This window comes from Acinetobacter sp. ANC_7553 (assembly GCF_056779895.1).
In genome coordinates, this window is the sequence record NZ_JBWYIV010000032.1 from 1 (window position 1) to 3,515 (window position 3,515).

Consider the following 3,515-nt stretch of genomic DNA (forward strand, 5'->3'; position numbering starts at 1 on the left):
TATTGTTTGCGTGCCTTTGCTTGGTCAAAGAAGTTATTAACAGCTATTTGAGTTTCTTTAATTTGTGCAGTTTAGCGTTTTATCTAACTAAATCAAGTTATTTGTCATGATTTGAACCACAACACCAACTGTTTGGGTGTTGTATAGTCAAGCCTCACGAGTAATTAGTATTGGTCAGCTTCATACGTCACCGTACTTCCACATCCAACCTATCAACGTTGTAGTCTTCAACGGCTCTTTAGAGGACATAAAGTCCTTGGGAAATCTAATCTTGAGGTAGGCTTCCCGCTTAGATGCTTTCAGCGGTTATCCCTTCCGAACATAGCTACCCGGCGATGCGACTGGCGTCACAACCGGTACACCAGAGGTTCGTCCACTCTGGTCCTCTCGTACTAGGAGCAGATCCTCTCAAATTTCCAACGCCCACGGTAGATAGGGACCGAACTGTCTCACGACGTTCTAAACCCAGCTCGCGTACCTCTTTAAATGGCGAACAGCCATACCCTTGGGACCTGCTTCAGCCCCAGGATGAGATGAGCCGACATCGAGGTGCCAAACACCGCCGTCGATATGAACTCTTGGGCGGTATCAGCCTGTTATCCCCAGAGTACCTTTTATCCGTTGAGCGATGGCCCTTCCATACAGAACCACCGGATCACTAAGACCTACTTTCGTACCTGCTCGACTTGTGGGTCTCGCAGTTAAGCGCGCTTTTGCCTTTATACTCTACGCGTGATTTCCGACCACGCTGAGCGCACCTTCGTACTCCTCCGTTACTCTTTAGGAGGAGACCGCCCCAGTCAAACTACCCACCAGACATGGTCCTCGCTCCAGATAATGGAGCAGAGTTAGAACCTCAATATTACCAGGGTGGTATTTCAAGGACGGCTCCATAGAAACTGGCGTTTCTACTTCAAAGCCTCCCACCTATCCTACACAAGTAAGATCAAAGTTCAATGTCAAGCTGCAGTAAAGGTTCACGGGGTCTTTCCGTCTAGCCGCGGGTACACCGCATCTTCACGGCGAATTCGATTTCACTGAGCCTCTGCTGGAGACAGCGCCGCCATCATTATGCCATTCGTGCAGGTCGGAACTTACCCGACAAGGAATTTCGCTACCTTAGGACCGTTATAGTTACGGCCGCCGTTTACTGGGGCTTCGATCAAGAGCTTCGCTTACGCTAACCCCATCAATTAACCTTCCAGCACCGGGCAGGCATCACACCCTATACGTCCACTTTCGTGTTTGCAGAGTGCTATGTTTTTAATAAACAGTTGCAGCGGCCTGGTTTCTGAGGCTGCCAGTAGCTCAAGGAGCAAGTCCTATCACCGCCGGCAGCGTACCTTCTCCCGAAGTTACGGTACCATTTTGCCTAGTTCCTTCAGCAGAGTTCTCTCAAGCGCTTTGGTCTACTCGACCTGACCACCTGTGTCGGTTTCGGGTACGATTCCTGTGTAACTGAAGCTTAGAGACTTTTCCTGGAAGTATGGTATCAGCCACTTCGCTAGTAAACTAGCTTGCTATCGATTCTCAGCATAGAGTACCCCGGATTTGCCTAAGATACATGCCTACAATCTTCCACCTGGACAACCAACGCCAGGCTGACTTAACCTTCTCCGTCCTCTCATCGCATTACACAGAAGTATTGGAATATTAACCAATTTCCCATCGACTACGCCTCTCGGCCTCGCCTTAGGGGTCGACTCACCCAGCCCCGATTAACGTTGGACTGGAACCCTTGGTCTTTCAGCGAACGGGTTTTTCACCCGTTTTATCGTTACTCACGTCAGCATTCGCACTTCTGATACCTCCAGCAGACTTCTCAATCCACCTTCATCGGCTTACAGAACGCTCCCCTACCACTTGCAATAAATTGCAAATCCGCAGCTTCGGTACATAGTTTTAGCCCCGTTACATCTTCCGCGCAGGCCGACTCGACTAGTGAGCTATTACGCTTTCTTTAAAGGGTGGCTGCTTCTAAGCCAACCTCCTAGCTGTCTATGCCTTCCCACATCGTTTCCCACTTAACTATGATTTAGGGACCTTAGCTGGCGGTCTGGATTGTTTTCCTCTTGACTACGGACGTTAGCACCCGCAGTCTGTCTCCCGGATAGTACTCATTGGTATTCGGAGTTTGCATCGGTTTGGTAAGTCGGGATGACCCCCTAGCCGAAACAGTGCTCTACCCCCAATGGTATTCGTCCGAGGCGCTACCTAAATAGCTTTCGGGGAGAACCAGCTATCACCAGGCTTGATTAGCCTTTCACCCCTATCCACAAGTCATCCCCTGGCTTTTCAACGACAGTGGGTTCGGTCCTCCAGTAAGTGTTACCTCACCTTCAACCTGCTCATGGATAGATCGCCTGGTTTCGGGTCTACACCCAGCAACTAAACGCCCTATTAAGACTCGATTTCTCTACGGCTCCCCTATTCGGTTAACCTTGCTACTGAATGTAAGTCGCTGACCCATTATACAAAAGGTACGCAGTCACATCACGAAGATGCTCCCACTGCTTGTATGCATGCGGTTTCAGGATCTATTTCACTCCCCTCACAGGGGTTCTTTTCGCCTTTCCCTCACGGTACTGGTTCACTATCGGTCAGTCAGGAGTATTTAGCCTTGGAGGATGGTCCCCCCATATTCAGACAAGGTTTCACGTGCCCCGCCCTACTCGACATCATCATGTAAGCCCTTTCGTGTACAGGACTATCACCTACTATGGTTGCACTTCCCAGAGCATTCCACTAAAGCTTACATAACTTAATGGGCTTTTCCCCTTTCGCTCGCCGCTACTGAGGGAATCTCAATTGATTTCTTTTCCTACGGGTACTGAGATGTTTCACTTCCCCGCGTTTGCCTTGCAACACTATGTATTCATGTTGCAATACCTATCTTATGATAGGTGGGTTCCCCCATTCAGAAATCTCCGGATCACAGGATATTTGCCGCCTCCCCGGAGCTTTTCGCAGGCTATCACGTCTTTCATCGCCTCTGACTGCCAAGGCATCCACCACATGCACTTAATTACTTGACTATACAACCCCAAACAGTCGTTCGATCCTACAAGTAGATCGTTCAACATTACAGTTTGAAGTACTGTGTATCTAAACACTGTACAGCTTCAATTCAAATTCATATACCAAAACGCTTGATTCAGTTAATTTCGCTAGTTCTCATTTCAATCACTTCAACTCAATAACTTACGTTATCTCGTTTCCGCTCTTTCTATGAGTATGAACAAATTATTTCAACTCAAATATATGCTGTTAATGATTCACTACGTCTTCGTCAGATCGCAGTCAACTGTGATAAATCACAGAGCTTAATAATCAAGGCGTGCAGTATACACAGCTTTATTACTAAGCTCTATAAGCTATCAACTCGTTTGCTTACTACGTATTCGAATGAATACGTGGTGGAGACTAGGAGAGTCGAACTCCTGACCTCCTGCGTGCAAAGCAGGCGCTCTACCAACTAAGCTAAGTCCCCAGCTTATCATTTAGATCAATGTATC

General features: G+C 48.0%; 1 tRNA gene and 1 rRNA gene. Both read right to left on the reverse strand.

The features are described from left to right. Positions 1–143: 143 nt before the first annotated feature. Positions 144–3,035: ribosomal RNA gene (locus AC1M9I_RS14465) — 23S ribosomal RNA — on the reverse strand. Between the two features lie 379 nt (positions 3,036–3,414). Beyond that, positions 3,415–3,490, reverse strand: a tRNA-Ala gene (locus AC1M9I_RS14470). Between the last annotated feature and the right edge of the window lie 25 nt (positions 3,491–3,515).